The sequence below is a fragment of the Marinobacter sp. M1C genome, from assembly GCF_023314135.1.
GTDB lineage: Bacteria > Pseudomonadota > Gammaproteobacteria > Pseudomonadales > Oleiphilaceae > Marinobacter.
Genome location: NZ_CP092289.1, coordinates 849788 through 875515, shown reverse-complemented (window position 1 = coordinate 875515; position 25728 = coordinate 849788). Strand labels below are relative to the sequence as shown.

General features: G+C 54.7%; 23 protein-coding genes. 4 read left to right on the top strand and 19 right to left on the bottom strand.

The annotated features are described in order from the left end of the window. Positions 1 to 79: 79 nt before the first annotated feature. Positions 80 to 1777 carry an ATP-binding protein gene (locus tag MIH19_RS04165; RefSeq protein WP_249007685.1) on the top strand — a complete coding sequence of 566 codons (1698 nt, stop codon included), beginning with the start codon at positions 80 to 82 and terminating at the stop codon, positions 1775 to 1777. 8 nt (positions 1778 to 1785) lie between these two features. Further along, positions 1786 to 3180 (top strand): sigma-54 dependent transcriptional regulator, encoded by a 1395-nt coding sequence (locus MIH19_RS04160; protein ID WP_249007684.1) that lies wholly within the window; start codon positions 1786 to 1788, stop codon positions 3178 to 3180. A 645-nt stretch (positions 3181 to 3825) separates the two neighbouring features. On the opposite strand, the gene MIH19_RS04155 is transcribed toward MIH19_RS04160, so the two are convergent. From MIH19_RS04155 to murJ, 12 genes are all read right to left on the bottom strand, one after another. Further along, positions 3826 to 4257 (bottom strand): type IV pilin protein, encoded by a 432-nt coding sequence (locus tag MIH19_RS04155; protein WP_283164091.1) that lies wholly within the window; start codon positions 4255 to 4257, stop codon positions 3826 to 3828. 1 nt (position 4258) lies between these two features. Continuing rightward, entirely contained in the window at positions 4259 to 7999 is a 3741-nt protein-coding gene (locus MIH19_RS04145) for a PilC/PilY family type IV pilus protein (protein WP_249007683.1), read from the bottom strand. A 23-nt stretch (positions 8000 to 8022) separates the two neighbouring features. Then, positions 8023 to 8583: a PilX N-terminal domain-containing pilus assembly protein gene (locus MIH19_RS04140; protein WP_249007682.1), complete on the bottom strand. Its 561-nt coding sequence runs from the start codon at positions 8581 to 8583 to the stop codon at positions 8023 to 8025. Next, the gene (locus MIH19_RS04135) at positions 8580 to 9659 is read right to left on the bottom strand and encodes a hypothetical protein (RefSeq protein WP_249007681.1); all 1080 of its coding nucleotides are present in this window, start codon (positions 9657 to 9659) and stop codon (positions 8580 to 8582) included. Before MIH19_RS04135 ends, MIH19_RS04140 begins: the two co-directional genes overlap by 4 nt. After that, a complete protein-coding gene (gene pilV / locus MIH19_RS04130; protein WP_249007680.1) occupies positions 9656 to 10102 on the bottom strand; it encodes a type IV pilus modification protein PilV in 447 nt (148 codons plus the stop codon). Before pilV ends, MIH19_RS04135 begins: the two co-directional genes overlap by 4 nt. Then, complete coding sequence (locus MIH19_RS04125) at positions 10099 to 10617, bottom strand: GspH/FimT family pseudopilin (protein WP_249007679.1); 519 nt, start codon at positions 10615 to 10617, stop codon at positions 10099 to 10101. The genes pilV and MIH19_RS04125 overlap by 4 nt, the downstream gene beginning before the upstream one ends. 176 nt (positions 10618 to 10793) lie before the next feature. Next, positions 10794 to 11744 (bottom strand): 4-hydroxy-3-methylbut-2-enyl diphosphate reductase, encoded by a 951-nt coding sequence (ispH, locus tag MIH19_RS04120; RefSeq protein WP_249007678.1) that lies wholly within the window; start codon positions 11742 to 11744, stop codon positions 10794 to 10796. 27 nt (positions 11745 to 11771) lie between these two features. Next, positions 11772 to 12224: a peptidylprolyl isomerase gene (locus tag MIH19_RS04115; RefSeq protein WP_249007677.1), complete on the bottom strand. Its 453-nt coding sequence runs from the start codon at positions 12222 to 12224 to the stop codon at positions 11772 to 11774. 5 nt (positions 12225 to 12229) lie between these two features. Next, complete coding sequence (gene lspA / locus MIH19_RS04110; RefSeq protein WP_249007676.1) at positions 12230 to 12760, bottom strand: signal peptidase II; 531 nt, start codon at positions 12758 to 12760, stop codon at positions 12230 to 12232. Next, a complete protein-coding gene (gene ileS, locus MIH19_RS04105) occupies positions 12760 to 15579 on the bottom strand; it encodes an isoleucine--tRNA ligase (protein WP_249007675.1) in 2820 nt (939 codons plus the stop codon). The genes lspA and ileS overlap by 1 nt, the downstream gene beginning before the upstream one ends. Before the next feature lie 34 nt (positions 15580 to 15613). Continuing rightward, positions 15614 to 16594, bottom strand: a complete 981-nt coding sequence (gene ribF / locus MIH19_RS04100) for a bifunctional riboflavin kinase/FAD synthetase (protein WP_249007674.1) — start codon at positions 16592 to 16594, stop codon at positions 15614 to 15616. 115 nt (positions 16595 to 16709) lie between these two features. Beyond that, positions 16710 to 18203 carry a murein biosynthesis integral membrane protein MurJ gene (murJ, locus tag MIH19_RS04095; protein ID WP_249008937.1) on the bottom strand — a complete coding sequence of 498 codons (1494 nt, stop codon included), beginning with the start codon at positions 18201 to 18203 and terminating at the stop codon, positions 16710 to 16712. Between the two features lie 389 nt (positions 18204 to 18592). Between murJ and rpsT the strand changes: the two genes are divergently transcribed. Beyond that, entirely contained in the window at positions 18593 to 18862 is a 270-nt protein-coding gene (rpsT, locus tag MIH19_RS04090) for a 30S ribosomal protein S20 (protein ID WP_098422175.1), read from the top strand. A 72-nt stretch (positions 18863 to 18934) separates the two neighbouring features. Here rpsT and proB read toward each other — a convergent pair whose 3' ends face one another. From proB to rplU, 4 genes are all read right to left on the bottom strand, one after another. After that, positions 18935 to 20062 (bottom strand): glutamate 5-kinase, encoded by a 1128-nt coding sequence (gene proB / locus MIH19_RS04085; protein WP_249008936.1) that lies wholly within the window; start codon positions 20060 to 20062, stop codon positions 18935 to 18937. 30 nt (positions 20063 to 20092) lie between these two features. Beyond that, a complete protein-coding gene (gene cgtA, locus MIH19_RS04080) occupies positions 20093 to 21286 on the bottom strand; it encodes an Obg family GTPase CgtA (RefSeq protein ID WP_249007673.1) in 1194 nt (397 codons plus the stop codon). Between the two features lie 169 nt (positions 21287 to 21455). Next, positions 21456 to 21716, bottom strand: a complete 261-nt coding sequence (gene rpmA, locus MIH19_RS04075) for a 50S ribosomal protein L27 (RefSeq protein ID WP_014870019.1) — start codon at positions 21714 to 21716, stop codon at positions 21456 to 21458. Positions 21717 to 21750: 34 nt separating this feature from the next. Further along, positions 21751 to 22062, bottom strand: coding sequence for a 50S ribosomal protein L21 (gene rplU, locus MIH19_RS04070; protein ID WP_249007672.1), 312 nt, complete (start codon positions 22060 to 22062; stop codon positions 21751 to 21753). Positions 22063 to 22316: 254 nt separating this feature from the next. Between rplU and MIH19_RS04065 the strand changes: the two genes are divergently transcribed. After that, entirely contained in the window at positions 22317 to 23285 is a 969-nt protein-coding gene (locus MIH19_RS04065; RefSeq protein ID WP_249007671.1) for a polyprenyl synthetase family protein, read from the top strand. A 99-nt stretch (positions 23286 to 23384) separates the two neighbouring features. Here MIH19_RS04065 and MIH19_RS04060 read toward each other — a convergent pair whose 3' ends face one another. From MIH19_RS04060 to thiL, 3 genes are all read right to left on the bottom strand, one after another. Beyond that, positions 23385 to 24047, bottom strand: a complete 663-nt coding sequence (locus MIH19_RS04060) for a DUF2057 family protein (protein WP_249007670.1) — start codon at positions 24045 to 24047, stop codon at positions 23385 to 23387. A gap of 142 nt (positions 24048 to 24189) precedes the next feature. After that, positions 24190 to 24720, bottom strand: a complete 531-nt coding sequence (locus MIH19_RS04055) for a phosphatidylglycerophosphatase A (RefSeq protein WP_249007669.1) — start codon at positions 24718 to 24720, stop codon at positions 24190 to 24192. Between the two features lie 41 nt (positions 24721 to 24761). Next, positions 24762 to 25727, bottom strand: coding sequence for a thiamine-phosphate kinase (gene thiL, locus MIH19_RS04050; RefSeq protein WP_249007668.1), 966 nt, complete (start codon positions 25725 to 25727; stop codon positions 24762 to 24764). Position 25728: the final 1 nt, after the last annotated feature.

The following is a 25728-nucleotide window of genomic DNA, read 5'->3' as shown; positions in this document are numbered from 1 at the left end:
CAAGTCTGCGGCAGCGCCCTTATAGCACCACCACTACCGGCAGCTAAAGGTTGCTTTCACCGGGTATATGGCACTACTTATGACAGCGTCTTCCACGCCGCCCACGCTCTCCAATCCGTCAACACTTTCCACAACGACGGCGCTCGCAGCCAGCGCTGGCGACTTGCTGAGCACACGCCAGCGCGGCGAACTGTTTCGGGTCTATAACTACTATCGTCTGGTGCTGGGTATATTGCTTATCGGGCTACTGCTGGTGGATACCACCAGTTTTGACGGTCGATTCCGCCAACTGGACTACTTTCAGGCGGGCGTAATCGCCTATCTGGCCGTAAACGCGTTTATAGCGGTGTTAATGATTACCGGTTTCCAGCCCAGTGAGCGCAACATCAGCGTCTCCATTTTGCTGGATATACTGATCATTCATGGCCTGCTGGTCAGCAGTTCCGGCATCACCAATGGCATGGCAAACCTCGTGATCGTATCAGTCGCCGCCGGCAACATCATGACACCGGGGCGCATGGGTACATTTTACGCTGCTTTAGCCACTCTCAGTTCACTGGCCATTGCACTTTGGGCGATGCTGGAACAGGGCAAAAGCGCCGATGACGTGGTGCGGGCCGGGTCATTGGGTATTGTTTATTTTGTGACCGCCGCCGCTTTGCAATACATTGCCATCCGCCTGCGCCGCAGCGAGACTCTTGCCAACAGTCGTGCCCGAAGCCTCGCCGAGCTGGAACAGATTAACCAACAAATCATTCAGCGCATGCGCACCGGTATACTGGTGCTAGACCGTGAAGGCCAGGTTCGCCTGATGAACGCCGCTGCCAGCGAAATGCTGGCGGGGTATACAGTTTCTGCGCAGCGAGCAGAGGCCGGACAAACAACTGGCGCGCACCTTCTGCCCGCAAACCTGCTAGCCGGATTCAAAAGCTGGCTGCTGCATCCGCAACTAAGCATCGCACCCTTTCAGCCCGCAAGCACGTCGCCCCCCATACAAGCCACGTTTGCGCACCTGGACCAAAACAGCGGCGAGCTAGTGTTGGTGTTTCTGGAAGACATCAGCCGCGTAACCCAGCAGGCGCAACAAATGAAGCTCGCCTCACTGGGCCAGTTAACGGCCAGCATCGCCCATGAAATTCGCAACCCGCTGGGGGCCATCAGCCACGCCGCACAACTTTTGGACGAGTCGCCGAATATGGATACGGCCGACCAAAAGATGCTGGCGATTATTCATCGCCACTCAAAACGTGTGAACGCCATTATAGAGAATGTGCTGGGTGTGTCCCGCCGTGAAACCTCAGCCGCCGAGCCGATTAACCTGCAGCCCTGGCTAGAACAGTTTCGTGACGATTTTCTGCAAACCCACAGTCAACATGAACCCGTGCTAATCCGCCTTCAGGTTCAGCCAGGCGTTCAGCCCACTGCGCGTTTCGACACCAGCCAGCTGGAACAAATTCTGATCAACCTATGCGACAATGGCTTACGCTACAGTGAATTGCATTGTGGCGAGGCTAAAATAGAAATAGTCACCGGAATCGCCGCCGACGGCGCCCGCGCCTACATTGATATCAAGGATTACGGCCCGGGCATTGCCAAAGAAAACACGTCGTCTGTATTCGAACCGTTTTTTACAACCGACAAAAGTGGCACCGGACTGGGCCTCTATCTGGCAAAAGAATTGTGTGAGGCGAATCAGGCTCACCTGTCGCTGATTAACACCGAACAGCCAGGGTGCTGCTTTCGCATTATGTTTGCCCATCCCGGGCGTATAATCTAAAGGGTACTATGACCAAACTGACCGCGCTGATCGTAGACGACGAACCCGACATCCGTGACCTACTAGAGATAACCCTCAGCCGCATGGGCCTGAATACGGTCACCGCGGGCACTCTGGCAGGGGGGATCGCAGGCATGCAAAAGCACACGCCAAATTTGTGCCTGACCGACATGAACCTGCCAGATGGCAAAGGCATCGAGCTGGTGCAATGGATTCAACAGCATTCCCCCAATACGCCGGTCGCCGTTATAACAGCCTACGGCAGTATGGACATCGCCATTGAGTCCCTGAAGGCAGGTGCCTTTGATTTTGTGTCAAAGCCCGTCGAATTGCCGCGGCTGCGGGAGCTGGTCAACACTGCCCTGAAACTTGCCCAAAGCCCGGAGCCTGGGCCAGAAGACAATAACGACCCGGGCTTGCTGCTGGGCAATTCCGCCCAAATTCAAACCTTACGCAATCAGGCCCGCAAACTGGCTCGCAGCCAAGCGCCGGTCTTTATTCAAGGCGAATCCGGCAGCGGTAAAGAGCTGGTCGCGCGCACCATTCATCAGCAGGGCCCTAGATGTGATGGGCCGTTCATAGCCGTGAACTGTGGCGCTATTCCGTCTGAGTTAATGGAAAGTGAGTTTTTCGGCCACAAAAAAGGCAGCTTCACCGGAGCGGTGGACAACAAGCCAGGCCTGTTTCAAAGCGCCAACGGCGGCACGCTTTTTCTGGATGAAATCGCCGACTTACCACTGCCCATGCAAGTAAAGCTGCTGCGCGCCATTCAGGAAAAAGCCGTACGCCCTGTCGGTGACAGCCACGAAGTGCCGGTCGATATCCGTGTGCTTAGTGCAACCCATAAAGATCTTCCGGGGCTGGTACAAGATGGCCTTTTCCGCCAGGACCTGTTCTATCGCATCAACGTGATTGAAATCCGCGTGCCGCCTCTGCGCGAACGCAGCGGTGATATAGCGCTGCTTGCCAGACACATATTGCTGCGCATCGCCCGCGAATACGAGTGCACACCCATCGCCCTTACCGATGCCGCCGTCGACTATTTAAAGGGCTACCATTTCCCGGGTAATGTGCGCGAGCTGGAAAACATTCTGGAGCGGGCGTTTACACTTTGCGACGGAGACGTTATTGACACCGGCGACCTTCAGCTTGGCAGTTCCTACAGCTATGACAACAACACTGATCCGTCTTTGCTGGCACCCACAGCTTCGGTAGTGGCAACGGCAGATATTGAACTGTCGGAGCAGGGCCTGGGCCTTGAGGGGTATCTGGAGAGCATAGAGCGCAAGGCTATTGAACAGGCGCTGGAAGCCACGCGTTGGAATAAAACGGCGGCGGCGAAAAAGCTGGGGATCAGTTTTCGGGCGTTGCGGTATAAGTTGAAGAAGTTGGGATTGGAGTGACTTTCAGGGTATTTTGAAACTGAATGGCAGCGACACGCAGGATGCGTTCGCTATGTAACTGTTAAAACATGGATGTTGAAAAATGATTACACTCAAAAATTGTGGCTTTTCGCTTTTGGAATTAATGATTGTGCTGGCTGTCGCCGCAATACTCATGAATCTAGCGTTACCCTCATTTACTTCTTTCATAAATAATCAGGAACGAAAAAGTGCTTTGTATGGCCTGATGGGCGTATTTGCCTTTGCAAGGCAACACGCGGTGATGACCGGCGCAATCGTTACGGTCTGCCCACTTGACGCCACGGACACTTGCAGCAGGGATTGGAATGGCGACATCCACGCTTTTCTAGATCCTAACAACTCCAGAAAACTGATTGGGCCGAAAGCTCTTCTTAGAACAATCTCGCCAAGTGGCAACGGGCGCCTTGTCGTCCGCTCATTAAACCGCAGCTTTTTTCAGTTCAGGCCCACCGGGTTCGTCCACAGTGACTTGGGCAACGTAACTTGGTGCCCAAAATCACGGGACGCTTCGCTCGCAGGCCAGATTATAATTAATAGAGGTGGCCAGGTAAGGTTCGCCAGAGATACGAATAATGACGGCGTCCCCGAAGACTCAAGAGGACGCCCACTACGCTGCTGACCTTTCTACCAGCAGGATGTCTCGGACGCGGTTTTTGCACCGGTATGTGTCAGTCCAAGATCGCCGCAGGAATCGGCCGCCTGGGCCGTTCCTGCCGCGGCTGCAGCCGTTAGCGTATAGGTGCTCTGAGCCAAGTTACTTACAGCAAAGGTGTAGCGACTGGCCATATTAGACTCAGTCGTACACCCCAGCACAGGTGCGGCTCCAACATAGGTGAGATTAGTACTGTAATAGCGTTCCATGAACTGAGCATGCTGAGCCAGACAGGCTTTGGCGCTATCGCGGTAGGTACGAACGACATGCTGCTGGTACGCTGGCAAGGCAATCACCGCCACGATACCGATAATGGCCACCACGATCATGATTTCAATCAAGGTAAAACCTGCTTGGCGTTTAACCTTGCTTGCCACTCTGCAGCACTCGCTTATAGGCTTCATTTCAATTTCCCATATTGATCAGTTCACGCCAGGACGTTCTGCTGGCGCCGGTGGTAAACGGCTGGATGTCCAGAGTTAAAATCTCGCCGTCGTCGGTCGGAATATACATCTTCTGACCAAGAAAAGACGGATTACTGAACCCTGTATTCAGTCCAACACCGGAGACCACAGTGTTCACCCCGTCGATCTCAACCATGTCGTCAGCATTGAAGACACCATCACCATTGAGGTCGAAAAACGTTTCGACGAGCCGCGCCCCGGTAAAAGGATCGATCGACATTATAACGCCGCGACCGGTAGGCGCGCAGGGGTCGCTTGCATCCGGAATCCGAGTATTACCGATCAAGGCGCTACCCTGGAACTGGTTAGGCGTCACCATACGCTCACCCACACCCGGACGAGTCCCGTTGGGCAAGAGTTCGATATACCATCCACGTTTACCCAAAAGATCTTCCCGCGCACCGGCCTCGATGACCCGCGCCGAAACCTCTGTCGTCACTGGAACATCCAGCAGAATCTTGCGTTCCAGCAAGTCACTACGGCTGACGGTAGTTGTTGATTCATCATCATTTATACCGTACCAGGTCTGTACCGAAATATCGGACAGGTCGCTGGTATTAAGATACTGGCCAGTACCGAAAAACAACCATACTTCTTGACTGAATGGAGATCTTCCTGCCAAGGGCGAGGACGTGATTGGCTGAGGATTATCAGAGGCGTCCCTCGCCTGAAACAGCTTCTGTACTGTCGGGGAGGCGCTGGCCAAACCCGATATTTTCCAGAGGTTGCCTTGCAAGTCGCCGGCATATACGGTGTCGGTCAAGCCATCGCCATCAGTATCCCAAGTCCTGACTGCTGAAAGCCCATTATTGGTATCAGCGGACATTTCCGTAGCTTTGATGGCTCCAGTCCCAGTGAAGAGATTAATCGAGACCAACTGAGCTTTACCGCCGGTGCTATTAGGCCCATTCCCCAGCAATACAGACCAGTTTCCATCGGCAATCTGCGCTATAACAGGCTTGCCCAGGTTGTTACCAAGCTCGGGAATGTCTGTTGAGTTTTTCTCCCATAGGAATGTCACGTTGCTCGGATCGGTTACATCCAATGCAAAGATAGCATTACTGGTGGTAGAGCGATCTTTCGCCACACTGCCAGCACCCAGGGTACCCACAAGAATGGTGCGCCAAACCGATCCGTTATAAGCGTCAGCCACCGTAAGCTCGCCGTCCACGAAGTATCTGTGGTTGTATGCGGGATTTGCCAGTTCACCCAGCCCGTTCTCGATGACAGTCTTGGGGACGTAAGCGAAGGTTTCGACGCCGCTGTTAGCTCCTCCAGTCGTCGCGTTGAAGCCATGCAACATACCATCGTTACTGCCAACATAAACCGTCGACGTCCGGCTCAAGCTTCTTGCCCAGGCATCATACTCATCCGAACCATCAAAGGCTTGGCCACGAAATAAACCAGGCTTTGGGCTTCCAATGAACACCGGTTGGGAGTTGACGATATCGCCGAGTACACCCTGTCGCCCCCGTAATCCGGTTGAATTATCTTCGTTGGCCCGATCGCCTCGCAGATAGTTAACAACATCTATAGCCGTATAGCTGGCACTTGTGCCGGAGTGAGCTTTCAACAAATTAGTCAGTGTTACATTGCCAATATCAGTGATGGTAGTGAAATTGACAAAAGCACTCCCATTCCAAGTCTTAATGTTACGACTTGCTGGCGACGGAAGTTTCGACGACGCCGTCCAGGCAGGGCTCAAACTCAACGCACCGGTATTTTCATCCAAAGTGAACGCATTCAGGTCACCTGTCCAAGTACCACTGGTGTACTCAGCCTGAAATGTCGCCGAGCCTGCTTCGAGCGTGGTCGAGTTCAGGGCCAATGAAGAGCGGTTGCCCGTTTGCTCTTTCTGGATATCGGCAAAGGCTTTAATTAGTCCGTTAACAAGATCTTCGGCTTTATCCACCACATAAAAGTTATCAGGCCGCTTGTCAGTTGATTTTAAAAGCTCCCCATTGGTGTACCACCAACTCTCTTCTATTGCGTTTGAAGCAGGATCAAAATCATCAGGCACTTTCATACCACCGTATTTGGCGGCTTGCCAATACTGGTTGTTCTTCCGCCCCTTCAGATCGCCAAACTCCAAAATATCGATCCAATAAGTCGAGGCAGTTTGCTTTCCCGGCATATTAGGCCTTAAGTCAACAGTATTCGCATCGAAAGCAAGACCCGCGATCCCCCGCGATGCGCTAGTAAAACCACCTTCTAATGCAGATATTCTGGCGACCCTTGCAGCGATATCAACTTCATCATCAGCTTTTGGTACTCTGGAGTCTGGAGCAGTATTAGTGTCACCAATTCCAAGGAAAAAATTCTTTTGGCAGGAGAACTGCATTGGATCGTTTAAATCACTAAGTGGATCGTCTGTATTATTAGCAGCCCAGTCAATAACAGGTAAGCCCCCTACGAGTTTTTTTGCCGCGTCACCTGTTTGGCTGATAACGATGTACTCTGACCGATTTGGTAGTCCTTTGAGGTATCGATATGCTGCGTAAAATAGCTCGCTCACATTATCGTAACGTTTAAATAAAGTCCCTGGCACAATCTGTCCGCTATTATTGATGTAACTTATTACGCCACTATGGACTATCGGGTCTATACCATATCGCGTAGTGGTAGCACTCGCATCTGTTTCATCCGGGTTTGCGATGAACTCACCAGTAGCTTCACTCCATTCCTTGTTCGGGTTATCGACCACGGTGTTGTTGTCAGTAGTCTTTTCAGGCCCAACGTACTTCATGCGCGCGTACATAACCCCACCATCCCTGTTTGGGTTCGGTGAAGAGTTATCATTTAGATAACCAAAAGCGCTATATCTCATATTATCGGCATTACTCTGGATAAGACCCTCAGGCTTATAATTGCTGCCATATTTCACGCAATTCGATTCCGGCATAGTAGGTAAGCACACCTGAACCCTCACGACAAGCTCGTATACTTTTCCGCTCTCGAACCCCGGAGTCCCACCAAGCTTATGCTTTGAGGGATCATATTCAACTATGCTGTTTGTACCAGACCAACTGCGGCTTCTACTAGTCTGATCGGTGAATCGCATGCGATTACCCAGATGCAAAATACGGGTATTGAATTCACCCCACTGGGTGGGAGTAGCATTTTTTATATCGCTATCATCTTCTACATATCCGTCGGGGAAGTTGGAGTTACCGCCTTGACCGGTTTGAACTCCCTTCTCGAGGATCGTAATCGCTTCAGTGTCAACCCAACGATAACCACCAGTAAGTACACTCCTGAAAACATCGATTGCCTGCGTTGTCGACCAATTCAGAAAGTGGCCACTCCAAAAATTGTCAGCACAACTTGGACCGTCTAAATTTTCCGGCTTGAAGTAGCTATTGCTGTAGCGCTCAACTTGGGTAGCACCAATCCCATAAACGTAGCTGTAGCACTTCTGGCTGTCGAAATAGCCCACATAAGATTTATTAAGATCGTATGTGTTGTCGCGATCCCCCGTTACTCCATTGTTTGCTTTCGAGACCATCGTCGGGAATTCGAGCGATCCAACAATCGCCATATTGCCCGGCACAGGCTTGGCCACCAACAAAGGCTGCTGGTCGATCTTTACGCTGGCATAGCTGCTGCCGGTGCCAAAAAGTAGCAATAAAACCAGAAAGGCAGCGCTACCTGACTGTACGCGCTCACGCATTGAAATTCTCATGGGTAACTCTCCTCTCTGGTGCATCACAGATTCTGTTTGACAGTAATTTGAAGCGCCACAACCGAACGCCCGTCCGTTGCTGGTATTCCGCTTCGGCCCGTAATACGAAATGAGGCTGCATTTGGCGGTGCCTCGTCGCACCCCGCGTAATTGGAACAATTAGCGCTTTCACCTAACCCAAGCTCGTCAGTACCACCCACGACACCCATCTTTTCAATGTAAAACTGTGGCTTTGAACCCAGCAGAGCGTCATTCACCTCAAAATCAGCGTCTACCGTAGTCCAATCGGGCGTGTCGCCGGTGAAAGTGGTGGCGGGTGAAGGGGGGCATTCAGCATTCATAGCGGTACAGTCTATAATTTTCGGGTGTGCAGGATTAGCCAGTACCGCAGCCTCGCCGGCAAGGAGTGCGGCTTCCGCTCCTTGATAGGAAAGCGAGCGGTCGTACATATTCGAGCTCATCTTTTCATTCATTGTGGTACCGCGGATCGAAGCCAGCCCGACCATTGTCGATATCAGAAGCATGATAAGGGCAACCAAGAGTGCCGCACCGGATTGTCCGCGTCGCAATTGATTTGTTTTCATAACGAACGACTCCTGATGGCCACCACACTGGTAAAGCTGCGCCCAAGACGGCCATCATCAGCGGCTGATGTGGATATGTTCTGATCCTGACTAAAAAGAGTCATAGAGACTTCGATTGCATTCACATCAGCCCACCGATCGGCCGCAGTAATGGTGTCAGAATCAACAAAATCTGCAGTATCAACCAGTCGGTAACGGAAGCCCAGTTCGGTCACACCAGAGGCAATTTCAATACGATTCAGCGTTGCGTTACCCGCCCTATTACTCAAACGCACCATATAAAGAGATCGGCCACCTTCTTCAGGACGGCCGTTGTTGCCCAAGTACCACGCAGTTGAGCTCAGCTGTGCAATGACCGTATTAGGGGTATAGGCTGCCTGCACTTCGCCAGAACCCCCACAAGTAAATTCCCCCAAATTACTGCTGCAATTACCTGGTTCAGGGCTGGCATCAATGTTGGACACGATTTCGCCAGCGGCACCCGTCTTGTATTTCATCTGGAAGATCGTCCCCAGCCTCTCATTACATACAAAAAGGATGTCGCCATCTCCGAGGCTGTTTCCAGCAGGGCCGGCGAGGAAGTCTGCCGAATTGGTGGCTGAGTCATATTCCGTCATGTAGGTGCTGGACGCTTGGCCAGAAAGCATAACCAGGGATTCTGTGCCGAGGATCTGGTTGTCGACGCTAGTCATGCCATCTATATCACTGGTGACGCTAGATAGTGCCGTGTCGCCATCAAATCCTTTTACCGCATTGTCCCAATCATACTGCCAGGGCGTTGTGCCACCATCGTTAGCGGGGTTGAGGATATTAACGATGGTGATGTCGTTCCCACATGGGACGTTCCCCGCCTGACGAATATCTCGCGCAAGCAGCTCAAAACCGACCCGTGCAGCGTCCTGCACTTGCGACAAACCACGCGTGGTGCGAAACCCCTGCATATTGGAAAGCATGATGCCGGTCACTGCACTAATAATAAGCAGGCCCAACACGAGGGAGATCATCAGCTCTACTAGCGCCAGACCTCTGCTATGGAAATAGAATGCAATTATAGGTCGGGAAAACGTGCGCCTCATAAATGCACCTCTGTCATAATCTGCTGTGTGTTATTGCCAGCCAGCCCACGGCTGTCGTTCCACTGGATAATCACGGTGCAACTGGCAGCATCACAGTTAACCGATCCCGTCGCGGCGGCGCCCAGGTTCTGTGTCAATTGGCTACGCCACATCGCCAGAGTATTGGCTGGAAAGGTACTGCCTGTGGGTGTCGCACCTATCGCGACGTTGAAACGTCCGCTCTTGGCAGAGTCCGGGTCGGCGCGTATTGCTTCGATGATGGAATAGGATTGCACCACCCCCATCGACCGTTCCATCGCACTTTGATTGTTGCGTATGGACGCCTGCTGTAGTGACGCCAAGCCGAGCAAACCAATGGCCAGTACAAGAACCGTAATCAGCACCTCGATGAGACCGAGCCCGCGTTGGGTGTTAAAGCTTGTTATTGCCTTTGGTGTATTCATGGGCACGTACCCGCGACCCTGTTCGTAGACAACCGGCTTGCAGCCCCAAAAGTGACATTTCGAATTGACTCACCAGCGCCAGACGAACTGCAGATGGAAATTTCGGATTCGCTGATGATATCCCCGTTGGTGCGTGCCAGGCCATCGCCGCCAAAAACGACTTCGTCATCCGTCAGATCAGAAGACACTTCTATCGTCGAGTTATGGCTGTTCACCTCACCCCTGCGGATTACATCCGTACCTGCAAGAATGACCCAATGCTCCCAGAAGGACGTCCCCGGATCACAAACTGTTGCGGTATCGCTTGCGGCGCGGCAAAAAACGACCGAACTATTACGCTTGACCGATTCGGAGCGAGCAAAACTGACGGCATCTACCATTTCAGTAGCGAGTGCATTCAATCGATTACTCACAATCAGGTTGCGAAATGACGGCAGCGCAATGCTGGCCAGGATCGCCATTACAACAATAGTCACCATCAATTCAATCAGCGTGAAACCTTTCACACCTTTCATCAAAACACCCCTTCATTACGTGATGACGCTATAGGAAACTAAGCCAATGAATTCCGTTCCTGAATAAATTTTCATAATCGTAAGATACAACAGCACTAAAAAACCGCCAGTTGTTCCAGACAAATGGCGGTTTACAGAGGACAAGCGGCCTTCAAGGTGTTAGTGCGTGATACCCATCACACATTCATAGCATCAATCCGCAATTCCTTCGGCATAGAAAACACAATATTTTCCTCACGCCCGGCAATCTCTTCCGGAACATCACCACCGAGTTCACGCAGGCGGGCGATCACGGCGCTTACCAGTACTTCCGGGGCGGAAGCGCCGGCGGTTACGCCGATGGATTTTTTACCGTCTAGCCAGGCAGCGTCAATTTGTGTGGCTTCGTCGATCAGGTAGGCCGGCGTACCCATGCGCTCGGCCAGTTCGCGCAGGCGGTTAGAGTTGGAACTGTTGGGGGAGCCCACCACCAGCATCAAGTCGCAGTCGCCGGCCAGTTGTTTGACGGCATCCTGTCGGTTCTGGGTGGCGTAGCAAATGTCGTCTTTGCGCGGCCCTTCAATTTTCGGGAACTTGGCCCGCAGGGCGTCGATTACCCGGGCGGTGTCGTCCATCGACAAGGTGGTCTGGGTGACGTAGGCCAACTTTTCGGGGTTTTTGACGTTCAGCGTGGCAACGTCGGCTTCGTTTTCCACCAGGTAAATATCGCCGCCGTTGGCGAAATTGTACTGGCCCATGGTGCCTTCCACTTCCGGATGGCCATGGTGGCCAATCAGCACGCATTCGCTGCCGTCACGGCTGTAACGCATGACTTCTATGTGCACTTTGGTGACCAGCGGGCAGGTAGCGTCGAAGACTTTCAAGCCGCGGTTGGCGGCTTCTTTTTGCACCGCCTGGGACACGCCGTGGGCGCTGAAAATTACCAGTTTGTCGTCTGGCACTTCGCTCAGCTCTTCCACAAAGATGGCGCCGCGCTTGCGCAGGTTGTCGACCACGAATTTGTTATGTACCACTTCGTGACGCACATAAATAGGCGCGCCGAACACGTCCAAAGCACGGTTAACAATATCGATAGCGCGGTCAACACCGGCGCAGAATCCACGGGGGTTTGCCAGACGAATTTGCATAGTGTTCCTATCTCAGCCCACAGGAGTTCAGTGCGCAGCGCCTACCGGCTCTACGTCTATAATTTCTACGTCAAAGGTCAGTGTACGCCCAGACAGCGGGTGGTTGAAGTCCACTTCTACTTCGTCGCCCTCTACCCGGCTGATGGTACCCGGCAGCTCTTGCTTGCGCGCGTCGGCAAAGGAAACCACCACGCCTGGCTCCAGCACCATGTCGGCACCGAACACATGGCGCTTCATCAACTGTAAGTTGTTGGGATTGCGCTGGCCAAAGGCTTTTTCCGGTGGCACCTGATAGCTGGCTTTGTCACCGGCTATCATGCCCATCAAATAGGCTTCAAAATTCGCTGGCAGACTTTCATCGCCAATATCCAGGGTGGCCGGGTTTTTGTCGAAGGTGGTATCAACCACTTCGCCGCTGTCAAATTTCAGCGCAAAATGCAGGGTAACCCGAGTGCCTTTGTCTACAGGAAGTTCTTTCATGATGGTCAGTCGCCTTTTTTGTCCGCATCGGCGGGCTTGCGAAACGTGTCGAGTATGATCATGGCGGCGCCAATGGTGATGGCGGTGTCGGCCAGATTAAAGGCCGGGAAATGCCAGTTCTGCCAATAAAAATGGAGAAAATCCACTACGTAACCGTGTACCACCCGGTCGTACACATTACCCAGAGCGCCACCAAGAATCAGCGCGAAGGCAATGGCAGACCAGGTTTCATGGCGCTCCAGTTTTCTCAGCCATAGCACCAGCACTACGCTGACCACCAACGCCAGGATCACAAAGAACCAGCGCTGCCAGCCGGCGGCACCGGCTAAAAAACTAAAGGCGGCGCCGGTGTTGTGCAGCAGCGTAAAGTTAAACAGCGGCATCACCGGTACCGGGTTGCCGTAACTGAGCATGGCGGTAGCCAGGGCTTTGGTGCCCAGATCAATCGCGATCACCAGCGCCGTCAGCCACAACCACCTCAGTTTGCCCGCGCGGGGCTTAGCGCTATCGCCGGATTTTGCCATGGCAGAGCCCATCAGGCGAAGGCGCGGGTTTCACCCGAGCCATCAACGTTGGTGATACAGCGACCGCACAAATCGGGGTGATCGACATGGCTGCCCACGTCGGCGCGGTGGTGCCAGCAACGCTCGCACTTGGTGTTACCGGAGGGGCGCACCTGCACCAACAAGCCTTCATAGCTGGTTGGTTCGGCGTCAACTGCCTCGCTTAGCGGCTTCACATCAGCCTCCGAGGTAATCAGCACAAAGCGCAATTCTTCGCCCAGGTGTTTTAGTTTTTCAGCCAACTCGCCGTCGCAGAACAGCGTTACTTCGGCGCTCAGGGAGCCTTTGATAATCCCCTGTTTGCGGGCGTCTTCCAAGCGTTTGTTCACCGCTTCTTTTACAGCGGAAATGTCACGCCAGTAATCACGGCCCAGCTCCACGCTCTGGGGCATTTCGCTCAGGCCTTGGTACCAGATTTCGTAGAATACGGTGTCACCGCGCTCGCCCGGCAGGTGCTGCCAGATTTCATCGGCGGTAAAGCTGAGAATCGGTGCAATCCAACGCACCAGCGCTTCGGCTACATGGTAGAGCGCGGTCTGGCACGAACGCCGCGTCAGACTGTCGGCCTGGGTGGTGTACTGGCGATCTTTGATGATGTCGAGGTAAAAGCCGCCCAGAGTGGATTCACAGAAGTTGTATACCTTTTGGTAAATCTTCAGGAAGGCGTAGTTTTCATAGTCTTCGTGGATTTCGTTCTGCAATTGCAGTGCTCGATCTACCATCCAGCGGTCGAGCGCCAGCATATCGGCCGGAGCCACGGTGTGCTCGGTCGGCTCGAAGCCGGTCAGGTTGCTCATCAGGAAGCGCGCGGTGTTGCGGATGCGGCGATAGCCGTCGGCGCTCTGACGCAGAATGTCTTTAGAGACGGTCATTTCACCGCTGTAATCGGTGGCCGCAACCCACAGGCGCAGGATGTCGGCGCCCAGGTCGTTAGTAACCTCTTGTGGCGCGATCACGTTGCCCAAGGATTTGGACATTTTGTAACCCTTGCCATCCACGGTAAAGCCGTGGGTTAGCACCTGCTTGTACGGTGCCACGCCGTTGATGGCGATGGAGGTTTTCAGGGACGACTGAAACCAGCCGCGATGCTGGTCAGAACCTTCCAGGTACAAATCGGCCGGGAATTGGCCCAGCTCTTCGCGCACTCGCAATACCGAATCGTGGGTCACACCGGAATCAAACCATACGTCCAGGGTGTCCAGCACTTTTTCGTAGTGATCGGCGTCGTCGCCTAACAGCTCGCGGGCATCCAGGTCATACCAGGCATCAATGCCATCGATCTCGATAGCCTGAGCCACTTTTTCGATCAGGCTCTGGGTGTTCGGGTGCAGATCCTGGGTTTCTTTGTGGATAAACAGGGTAATCGGCACACCCCAGGTGCGCTGGCGCGATACGCACCAATCTGGCGACTGGCGCACCATGGCTTCGATGCGGTTCTGGCCCCAGGTAGGCACCCAGCGCACGCCCTTAATCGCTTCCAGAGCGTCGGCGCGCAGGTTTTCTTTTTCCATGCTGATAAACCACTGCGGTGTGGCGCGGTAAATCAGCGGTGTTTTGGTGCGCCAGCAATGGGGAAAGCTGTGGCGGAACTTTTCTTTGCGTACCAGTTTGCCTTCCCGGGTCAGCGCGTCGCAGACCGGGTCATCAGCCTTATATACGTGAACACCGGCGAACTCGCCGGTAGCGCTGGTGTAGGTGCCATCGGCCTGAACCATATTCAGGGTGCCAATGCCGTAGATTTTACCTACCACAAAGTCTTCCACACCGTGGTCTGGCGCGGTGTGAACGGCGCCAGTACCTGCGTCGGTAGACACGTGATCGCCCAGAATCACCGGTACCTGTTTGTCATAAACCGGGTGTTGCAGCGCCAGATGCTCCAGCTGGGCACCGGTGCATTGTGCCAGCACCTGGTAACCGGTCACATCCCAGCGTGCCATAACGCCCTCTACCATAGCGCTGGCCATGATCATTCGCTCGGGACCGGCGCCGACATCGGCTTGCACCAGCGAGTAATCCAGCTCGGCGCCCAATGACACCGCCTGATTGGCGGGAATGGTCCAGGGCGTGGTTGTCCAGATGACGACGGACACATCGCCCTCACCGGCGCTGGTATTGAACAGCGACAGGGCTTTGGCTTGATCCACTGCGGTAAAACGCACGTCGATCTGGGTAGATGTCTTGTCTTGGTACTCTACTTCCGCTTCGGCCAGAGCCGACTGCCCTACTACGCTCCAGTACACTGGCTTGTAGCCGCGCACCAGGTGGCCCTTTTTAACAATTTTACCGAGCGCACGCACAATGCCCGCTTCTACTTTCGGGTCCATGGTCAGGTAAGGCTTGTCCCACTCACCCATCACGCCCAAGCGAATAAAGTCGGCTTTCTGCCCGGCAATCTGCTTGGTCGCGTAATCGCGGCAGGCCTGGCGGAAGGTTTTGAAATCGACCTTCACACCAGCTTTGCCGATTTTCTGCTCTACTTTGTGCTCGATAGGCAGGCCATGGCAGTCCCAACCGGGCACGTAAGGCGCATCAAAGCCCATGAATCCGCGGGACTTAACAATCATATCCTTCAGGATTTTGTTAACCGCGTGCCCAATATGAATGCTGCCGTTGGCGTAAGGAGGGCCATCGTGAAGAATGAACTTGTTACGCCCGGCGCGCTGTTCGCGCAGATTGGCGTATACGTTCAGGTCCTGCCAGCGCTTGAGCATTTCGGGCTCGCGGTTGGCCAGGTTACCGCGCATGGGAAAAGCGGTTTCCGGCAGATTCAGAGTGTGCTTGTAGTCGCTCATGATGGCTGTGCGTGCTCTATTGGGTCAGTTTAGGTCAGTCGGTATTCGTAGTGTGATTCGCAGCAAGGTTCTGGGCTAGCCAAAGCCGGGCGCTACTAAAATCTTTGGCTATCTGGGTTTTCAGGGCGTCCACCGATTCAAAGCGAACTTCATCGCGCAGGCCGTGGCGAAAGGTGACATCTAGCCTCTGGCCGTAAAGCGTGCCGGCGTAATCAAACAGGTGCACTTCCAGTGCCGGGTGTTTGCCGTCGACGGTCGGCCGCAAGCCAATATTGGCAATGCCGTCGTGCTCGGTGCCATCGGCCAACCTTACCTTTACCACGTAAACACCCTGCAAGGCGGGCATTTGGGCCAGGCGGATGTTCGCCGTTGGCGCGCCAATCTCACGCCCCAGCTGGCGCCCATAAACAATGCGGCCAGCAATGTGATATTTCCACCCCAGCAAATGTTCGGCGCTATCCAACTGGTTATCAGCCAGCAGTTTACGGATGCGAGTGCTGCTAACGCGGTCGCCTTCGACCACCACGGTGCGGGTGTTTTCAACCGTAAAGCCGGCGTCGGCGCCCACTTTCTCCAAAAAATTAAAATCGCCGGAGCGGTCACAACCAAAACGGAAGTCGTCGCCCACCACCAGGTGTTTCACCGCCAGGCCTTGAATCAGCAGGCTATCCACAAAGCCCCAGGCCGAAAATTGGCGGAACTGCTCGTCAAAACGCAAGCACAGCACCGCATCAATACCCTGCCCTCGCAAAGCTTCCACTTTTTGGCGGAAACCGGTCAGCCGCGGCGGCGCATCCACACCGCGAAAGAACTCCTGGGGCTGGGGCTCAAAAATCACCACCACCGAGGGCAAGTTGTGCTTTGCGGCTTGCGTTTTTACCTGTTCCAGAATCGCTTGATGGCCGCGGTGAACGCCGTCAAAGTTGCCCACGGTGGCCACACAGCCACGCGCCAGTGGGCCTTCGCCCGATTGCGACAGCGTTTTCAGGTTGGTCAGGCCGCGAATAAAGCGCATGCAAAGCAAACCTCTTTGCTAGTGAATATTGCCGATCAATAACGGCAATAAAATCGTGCCAAAAATTAGAGTCAGTAAGCGTTTGGCACATCATGATAGGGCGCGGGATTATACCTCACCTGTGGCGAAAATGTTTTATACGCACCCCGGCCAGTGCCAGTGTACCAAAGTACGCAAGTGCGCCTGCAATCACCAGTATTGCCATATCCTGGGAGCGCTGAAAGCCGCCGGCCGCCAGCCACTGATTCACCGGCGCGTTCAGCCACAAAATCACCGCCACCAGCGCGCCGTTCGCCAGCGCGAGCTGCAGCCCGAACTTGCCCCAGCCGGGCTGGCTGCGCCAGGCGCCGATGGCCTTCAAACCGCGCCACAGCAAAAAGGCGTTGAGCCACGCTGAAACCGATGTAGCCAGCGCCAGGCCTGCGTGTGCCAAGGGGAAGATCAGTATCAGGTTGAACGCCATGTTAGCGACCATGGCAATGATGCCAATTTTCACCGGGGTGCGAATGTCCTGACGGGCAAAAAAGCCCGGCGCCAGCACCTTGATGACCATGAATGCCAGCAGGCCCGCGGAATAAGCACGCAGGCTCTGAGCCGACATGGCCACATCGAAATCAGTCACTTCGCCATAGTGAAACAAAGTGGCAATGAGCGGCTCGGCCAGCAATCCCAGGGCCAGCGCAGACGGTACGCCAATGATTAACACCGCCCGCAACGCCCAGTCCAGAGTGGCGGAGAACTGAGCCGCCGAGTCCGCCGTGTGCTTACGCGACAAACTGGGCAAAATCACCGTGGCAATGGCTATGCCGAACACTCCTAAAGGCAACTCCGTAAGGCGATCGGAATAGTACAGCCAAGACACACTGCCAGTTTGCAGAAACGAGGCCAGAACGGTATCCAGCAATAGATTTATCTGGCTTACCGATACGCCAAACAGCGCCGGCACCATCAGCTTCAGAATTCGGCTAACACCCTCGTGGCGGTAATCCACTCGTGGCCGCGGCAGCAAGCCCAGACGCATCAAAAACGGTAGCTGAAAAAACAACTGTAAAGCACCCGCAATCAGCACACCCCAGGCCAGCGCCATTATCGGTTCGTTCATGAGCGGCGCCAGCCACACGGCGGCAGCAATCATCGCCAGATTCAACAACACCGGTGTAAACGCGGGAATGGCAAAGCGGTCGTAACTGTTAAGAATGCCTCCGGCAAACGCCGTCAACGAAATCAATAACAAATATGGAAAGGTGATCCGTAACATGTCGCTGGCCAGTGCGAATTTTATGTCGTCGCCCAGAAAGCCCGGGGCAAACACCGCCGTCAACACCGGTGCGCCCAGCATTGCCACCAGAGTGACCGCCAGCAGCACCAGACCGAGTGAACCGGCGACTGCATCCACCAAACGCTTTACTTCCGTTATCGGCTGGTTTTCGCGATAAGACGACAGCACGGGCACAAACGCTTGCGAAAACGCGCCTTCAGCGAACAGCCGACGCAAAAAATTAGGAATTTTGAAGGCCACGAAAAACGCGTCTGCGCCCGCACCGGCGCCAAAATAACGAGCGATCACCATATCCCGCACCAGCCCTAGCACCCGCGACGTCATGGTCATCACCCCTACGACACCAGACGAACGCAGCAGGCCCGGCGCAGGTTTAATCGCGCTCACGGCGGGCACCGACGGCTCTGATGGGCGCGGCGATTCGGGTGTCGGGCCTTGAGGCCCGGGAGACTGTTCAGACATGGTGTTTTAGCCGACAAAAATAGAGAAGCGGGAGTTTATCACAAGCCCTGCCTCCGCTGGCATAGATCACTTTTTGACTTGACAAGTCTCGCCGTTGGCGGCACAATTCTGCGTCATTTATTTCGACGCGCTGGATCTGGCGCGCCCGCGATGAAAGAGAGTTGCGATACGGGTGACTGAAGGGTTACTGCAACTGCATCTTGCGCTCTCAAACCAAATATTCAGCAACGAATTCAAGTACTTTCAGGAGTTTTACGGTGGCAAATTCCCCGCAAGCCAAAAAGCGTGCACGTCAAAACGAGAACAGTCGCAAGCACAACACCAGCCTGCGTTCTATGGCTCGTACGTACATGAAAAAGATTCACGTTCAAATCGCCGAAGGCAATTATGAAGGCGCGAAAGCTGCTTTTCTGCAAGCCCAGCCGATTCTGGACAGCATGGTTAACAAAGGTATCTTCCCCAAGAACAAGGTTGCTCGCATTAAGAGCCGCCTGAATATCAAGGTGAAGGCACTGCAAGCGGCGTAAGCCATTTGGGTGCACAAAAAACCGGCCAGCTGGCCGGTTTTTTTATGTCTGCAGAAACGGCAAGGAATAACGCTAAGAGGCAATCACCATGTTATCGCGGTGAATCAGCTCTTCGCCGGTCATAAAGCCCAATAATTCCATGATGCGATCACTGGACTGGCCAGCAATCAAACGTGCAGCAGCGGCGTCGTAATTTACCAGGCCGCGAGCCACTTCTTTACCCTGCTCATCCAGACACGCCACCATTTCGCCGCGGCGGAATTCACCGGTGATACGGGTAACGCCAACCGGTAGCAAGCTGCGACCACCCTGTCGCAACACCCGCGCCGCGCCATCATCAATCACTAAAGTACCCCGGGTTTGCAGATGGCTGGCCAGCCACTGCTTGCGAGCCGCTACACGGCCCTGCTCCGGCAATAAAAGCGTTCCTAGCGCTTCGCGTTCGCGCAGACGCCCCAGAACATTGTCGATGCGCCCGCCCACAATCACCGTGAAGGCCCCTGAGCGTGCCGCTAACCGCGCCGCGCGAAGCTTGGTCTGCATACCCCCACGGCCCACCGCGCCGGCGCTACTGCCAGCCATGGAATCCAAGTCGCGGTTACTGGCGAAGCACTCGTTCACCAATGTTGCGTCGCTGTGTTTGCGCGGGTCTTTATCAAACAGACCCAGCTGATCGGTGAGGATAATCAGGCCGTCAGCCTCAACCACATTGGCCACCAACGCACCCAGGGTGTCGTTGTCACCAAAGCGGATTTCATCGGTCACCACCGTGTCGTTCTCGTTCACGATCGGCACAACGCCCAGCTCCAATAACGCCCGCAGGGTGCTGCGGCCATTCAGATAACGCTTGCGATCAGACAGGTCGTCGTGGGTCAGAAGAATCTGGGCGGTGTGTATGCCGTGGCGCTTGAACTGGGCCTCCCAGGTTTGTACCAACCCCATCTGCCCTACGGCCGCGGCTGCCTGCAATTCATGCGCCTGCTGCGGCCGGCGAGCCCAGCCTAAACGGCTCATGCCCTCGGCAACAGCGCCGGATGACACCACCACCAGCTCGACACCGGCCTGCATCAGCGCCGCCATCTGGTCTACCCAGCGGCCCAGAGCAGGCACGTCCAGGCCTTCTCCGTCGTTAGTTAGCAGAGCACTTCCGATTTTCACCACCAGGCGGCGGGCCTGTTGCAGCTGGGCGCGTTCAGTCATGATTTGAATACGGTCTCTTACAGGTGCCACTTACTCCGGCGCGTAAACGACTTCTACGTCACCATCATCGTCGTCGAAGTCGTCATCGCTGTCTTCTTCACGGGCCGCGCGGCGAGCCACCTTTTCTTCGGTGATGCGGGCGCGGGCCTCTTCATCCATCTGGCGGCGGCGGGCTGCTTCCTGCTCGGCAGCTTCGGGGTTTTCAGCCTCTTCTGCCGCACGCTCCTCAATCCAGCGCATAACGGCTTGAGTCAGGGGCTTGGTACCTTCGCCGCTCAGAGCAGAGATACTGAATACCGGACCTTTCCATTCCAGCTCATCAACGATGGCCTGGCAGAGCGCCTCGCGCTCATCTTCCGGCACCATGTCGACTTTATTCAGCACCAGCCAGCGATCACGATTAGCCAGTGTTTCGCTGAATTTTTCAAGCTCGTGGGCGATGGCCTTTACCGCATAAGCCGGCGATGAACCGTCGTAGGGGGCCACGTCTACCAGGTGAAGCAGCAGGCGGGTACGCACCAAATGCTTCAGAAAGCGGATGCCCAGACCGGCACCTTCGGCTGCGCCTTCAATCAGGCCGGGAATATCGGCAATCACAAAGCTCTGGTGATTCTGCACTCTGACCACGCCCAGGTTTGGCACCAGGGTGGTAAACGGATAGTCCGCCACTTTTGGCGTCGCCGCAGATACAGAACGAATAAAGGTCGACTTACCGGCATTGGGCATACCCAACAGACCCACATCAGCCAGTACTTTCAGCTCTAGCCGCAGATTCCGGGTTTCACCCTCGGAGCCTTTCGAAGTCTGCCGTGGCGCACGGTTAATAGAGGACTTGAAGCGGGTGTTGCCCAGGCCGTGAAAACCACCCTGAGCGACTTTCTGGCGCTGACCTATGCGGGTCAAGTCACCCAGCACTTCGTGGGTGTCCATGTCCACTATGGTGGTACCTACCGGCACCGGAAGCACCAGATCTTCGCCTTTAATACCGGTGCAATTGCGGCCGGAACCCTGTTCGCCGTTATGGGCTCTGTGCTGGCGTTGAAAGCGGTAATCAATCAGAGTATTCAGGGCATCGTTGGCTTCCAGATACACAGAACCGCCATCGCCACCATCGCCACCGTCAGGCCCGCCCCGAGGCACGTATTTTTCACGGCGGAAACTCAGGCAACCGTGGCCGCCTGTACCTGCTTCCACAATGATGGTGGCTTCGTCTACAAATTTCATATTGGCTGATGCTCTTTATGGTATTGGCTGCTGTTCTTTACGGTGCTGGCTGATCTTTACGGTGTCGGCTGAAGCTCTTGCTGATAACGGTGCACTAAAAGCGAAACCCTACAAACCAAAAAACCCCGCAGCCTCAATAAAGCGGTGCGGGGCTTTCAGAGACCACTACTTATGCAGCTGAAACGATGCTTACATATTTACGGTTCTTAGGGCCTTTTACTTCAAACTTCACCTGGCCTTCGGCTTTGGCGAACAAGGTGTGATCCTTGCCCAGCCCAACGTTGGTGCCTGGGTGAAAACGCGTGCCACGCTGACGAACAATAATGCTGCCTGCGGATACGCTTTCGCCGCCGTAGCGCTTCACACCAAGTCGTTTCGACTCGGAATCGCGACCGTTACGGGTACTACCTGCTGCTTTTTTATGAGCCATGATAAGCCTCCTAATTAAGGGGTGATTCCCGGGGTTAGCCCTGGATACCCGTGATCTTTACTTCAGTAAACCACTGACGGTGGCCCTGACGCTTCATAGAATGCTTCCGGCGACGGAACTTGATGATCTGGATCTTGTCGTGACGACCGTGGCTGACGACTTCCGCAGTCACTTTGGCGCCTTCAACAACCGGCGCGCCTACGTTAACATCGTCGCCGTTGGCGATCAGCAAAACACGGTCGAATTCAATGTTACTACCGGTTTCTACTTCCAGCTTCTCCAGCTTCAGAGTTTCGCCTTCCTTTACACGGTGCTGTTTGCCACCGCTAACAATAACTGCGTACATGTCTGCTCTCCGCGATTGACCCATCCCTGCTCTTATCCACCTGGTTCTAAGGGAAGCGCTTTGGCGACCCTATAGCAGGGAGCGCAGGTTGGGATGAGTTGGGCGCGTGATTGTACGAAAAGCCGACACGCAATACAAGCTATGTTGACACTCTTGACCTTGTTACGTTGACACCCTTCGCCTTGTTACCTAGCATTGCTGCGACCCGCCTGTTTTATCGACAGCAACAACACCGCCAAACACCGGAACCCTTCATGACAACCCAACGCATCTACGACACCGTAGCAGACGACTTCAGCCGCGTTAACGAACTGATTATTCAGCGCTTGTCATCCGATGTTCCGATGGTCGAAAAAATTGCGCAGTATATTATTGAAAGCGGCGGCAAACGCTTGCGGCCGCTGCTGGTCCTGCTTGCAAGCCGCGCTGCCGGCTACAACGAAGACAATCACCTGAAACTGGCCGCTGTTATCGAATTTTTGCACACCGCCACCCTTCTCCATGACGACGTGGTGGACACCTCCGACATGCGTCGGGGGCGCAGCACTGCCAACGCCAAGTGGGGCAACGCACCCAGTGTGCTGGTGGGCGACTTTCTATACGCCCGCGCCTTTGGAATGATGGTCGAGCTGGAAAGCCTGCCAATCATGAAGGTGCTATCACACGCCACCGCGGTGATAGCCGAAGGCGAAGTGATGCAGTTGATGAATGTGAAGAATCCAGACTTGACCGAAAACCAGTACATGCAGGTGATTCATAACAAAACGGCGATGCTGTTCGAGGCCTCATCGCACTCCGGCGCCTTGCTGGCCGGCGCAAGCCACGCCCATGAAGAAGCACTGAAAAATTATGGCAAGCACCTGGGACTGGCGTTTCAACTGGTGGACGACGTACTGGACTATCGCGGTGACGCCGAAACCATGGGTAAAAACGTGGGTGATGATCTGGCCGAAGGCAAAACCACATTGCCGCTGATTTATGCAATAGCCAACAGTAACGATGACGAAAAACAGCTGATTCGCCGCGCGATCCGCAAGGGCGGGCTAGACGATCTGCAACGAGTGCTGGCGATTATAAACACCACCGGCGCGCTGGATTACGCCATGGCTAAAGCCAAAGATCAGGCGCAGCAGGCCAAGGACTGCTTGCAAAGTCTACCCGCTAGCGATCACCTGGACGCGCTCCACCTGCTGACCGACATTGCGGTTGCCCGCATCAACTAAACAGCAGCCCCCGGCAATCGAAACTCTTTACCCACAAAAAAACCTGCATCGTAGCGATGCAGGTTTTTTTGTGGGTAAAGAGTTTCTAGAACGTGAGCGTTACTCGAACGCCCAGCGCAGAAAGTTTTTCTTTTCTTCGTCTGAGGCGGTTGCCCACACGGCCTTCAGAGTGTCCAGAGCATTGCCTTGCGCTGCGGCTGATGTCGCTTGAACACCTGCTATTCCCGGAATAGGTGTTCTGGCCGGCGCCTGGCTTGGCACGTAATTCGCCGATGCGGTCGCTACCTGGCCAGCACTGCTTACAATCTCTGCTGAAAAATCTTTCATCTCACGCTCGGCTTCTCTACGCGTCGCCGGCTTGTCAAAGCGAAACTCGTAAACGGTGCCGGCTTTAGCGTCAAAGCTGGCCAGTTGCGGCTTGCTTTCAACTACGTCAACCTTGGATTCGCCGTTATCCACGACAGTGGTCTTTGCCCAGATGGTTTTGTAAACAAACACCACATCGTTTTTACCGGGCAACAAAGCGTAGTCCAGCGCCAGATCGTTCATCAGGAAGTTACCCACGGAACGCCCGTTAACCTGGGTTACCCGAATTTCTCCCGGCGCTTTCAACGTCGCCGCATTCACGGCCTGGGCAGGATTACCTTGCCAAGTTTCTATACGGGTCATGGAACTGGAGCAGCCAGCAAGAACTACCAGCATAACGGCAGGCAGCAGCAACCGGAAAACTGAAAACGAGCCAGACAGACGGCAATGATTCATTGAATCTCCTTGATGCAACAATAAAGAAAAGGTGCAAAATCAACTGTATCGGCTACAGCCAGCTTTTGTTATACGCATTCTGACCAGCGGCCGTGAACAGGGCAAGCGCCGCAGGCCCTGTTTTACAAAAACTATGCCGTTGTCAGGAAAAAACCTGCGGCATAATCCATAAATCAATCAGGTAAAGGCAAACCAGGGCCATTATGGCGGCCACTACGTCGTCCACCATAATACCGAAGCCCCCAGGTAGGCGCTCGTCCAGCCAGTTGATGGGCCAGGGTTTTATAATATCAAACAAACGGAACATGACGAACGCAAGCAATACACCAACGATGTGGTCCGGAAACAGCCCCAGGGCAATCCACATGCCCACAAACTCGTCCCAGACAATACCGCCATGATCGTGCACTTTCAGATCGCGGGAAGTTTTCCCGCACAGCCACACACCCACAATGAACGCCAGAGCCACAATCGCCCAGTATATTGGCTGGGGTAGCCAGGCAAACGTGTACCAGATAGGAATGGCCGCCAGGCTGCCCCAGGTTCCGGGTGCACGGGGCATTGCGCCGCTGCCGAAGCCAAACGCAAGAAGGTGAACAGGATCACGCAGAAATCCGGGCGGCAATAAGCCTTCTGGCAAATCCGGTTCTGTTAGAAAGTCGTTCTGGCTCATCGGGACCCTGATGAAGTATGAAGAATGTCAGCAACCCGTTGCTAAGTGATCGAAAAGTGGTCGAAGCCTGGACGCCGTGAACAGACCATACCTGCGTCTGCATTTAGCCGCAAGCCTGGCTCCTGCTGCACCTGCCCGATCACCGTCAGCTGCTGTTGCAACCCGCGGCTGGCGGCGGCCCAGAGCTGTTCTGGAACGGTTACGCAGAGTTCGTAATCGTCACCAGACTGCAATGCAAACCCTGCCGCTGCGTCGCCCTTGATCCGCCGCAGGGCTGCCGACAGAGGTAGTGCTGCAAGATCGATGGTTGCACCCACGCCAGATGCTCGCAAAATATGCAGCAAATCGGCATGCAGCCCATCAGAGATATCAACCGCTGCTGAAGCCACCGAACGCAGCGCAATACCCAGTTCCAGCCGTGGCTGCGGGTAATGGTAGCGCTGCAGTACGCTGGCGGCGTCTGTTGCGGGAGCCGTGTCGTACAAAAAATCCAGCGCCGCACCGGCATCACCCAGCTGACCGCTAACGCACACCAGGTCTCCTTCACGTGCGCCGTCGCGACGCAGAGCCTGGCCCTGGGGAACGGTGCCATGCACTTGCAGGCTCAGCGTTAGGGGGCCCCGAGTCGTATCACCACCGGCCAGCACAATGCCAAACTGTTGGCTGGCTTCAGCCAGCCCGGCGGCAAAGCCTTCCAACCAGGCTTCATCGGCCGCAGGCAAGGTCAGAGCCAGTGTAAAGCACACCGGCTGTGCGCCCATAGCGGCCAGATCACTCACCGCAACAGCGAGCGCGCGCCAACCCAAAAAACGCGGACAATAGCTAACTGGAAAATGCACGCCTTCAACCAGCGTGTCCACTGAAAACACCAGGTCTTGATTGGCAGGCACACGCTGAATAGCGCAATCGTCACCCACTCCAAGCAACAAACCGGAGCCGTCTAAGGCAGGCTTGGCGGCCTTCGCCATTGGCGCAAAGTAGCGGCGAATCAGCTCAAACTCACCCATC